At 66.6% G+C, this 746-nt stretch carries 1 pseudogene; it reads left to right on the top strand.

What is annotated here, in order from left to right:
- Nucleotides 1–746 (top strand): annotated as a pseudogene (locus AC1DTN_RS37710) (DNA cytosine methyltransferase); the annotation flags it as partial.

Raw genomic sequence — 746 nt, 5'->3', positions numbered from 1 at the left:
GTCGTGGACTCGCCCGAACCCTTCATCGTGCCTATCGCGCACTACGACGGCACCGACCGCGTGCACGCATCGAACGAGCCTCTGCGCACGATCAAGGCCAGCACCAAGGGCGGCGAGTTCGCGCTGGCGGTGCCGACGCTCATTCAGACAGGCTACGGCGAGCGGCCGGGGCAGGCGCCGCGCGTGCCAGGCCTTGAGAAGCCACTGGGTACTGCAGTCGATGGCCAGAAGCATGCGTTGGTGACTGCATTCCTGGCGCAGCACAACACCGGCAACGACGGTCACGACGCACGCAAGCCCGTATCCACGATCGTGGGGAAGGGCTGCACGCAGGGCCTTGTCACCGCGCACATCACGAAGTTCCGCACGGGCAGCACCGGGCATCCCGCCAACGAGCCGTTGCACACCGTGACGGCCAGCAGTTTCGTGAAGCGGCCTGGTGGGTCCGTGCCGCTCGGCGTGGTCAGCAGCAATCTCGTGAAGTTGCGCGGCACCAGCACCGCTCAGGCCGTCGATGAACCGCTGCACACGGTCAGCGCGCAGGGGACGCACTTTGCCGAGGTCCGCGCCTTCCTCATCAAGTACTACGGCACCGATCAAGCGCCCGAGCTGGACGAGCCGCTGCATACCGTCACCACGAAGCATCGCTTCGGTCTCGTGACCGTGCGCGGCGAGGAATACGCGATCGTGGACATCGGCTTGCGCATGCTGACGCCCCGTGAGCTGTACCGCGCGCAGGGGTTCCC

It is taken from the genome of Rhizobium sp. 01T444 (assembly GCF_056398305.1).
This window is presented reverse-complemented; position numbering and strand designations above follow the sequence as displayed.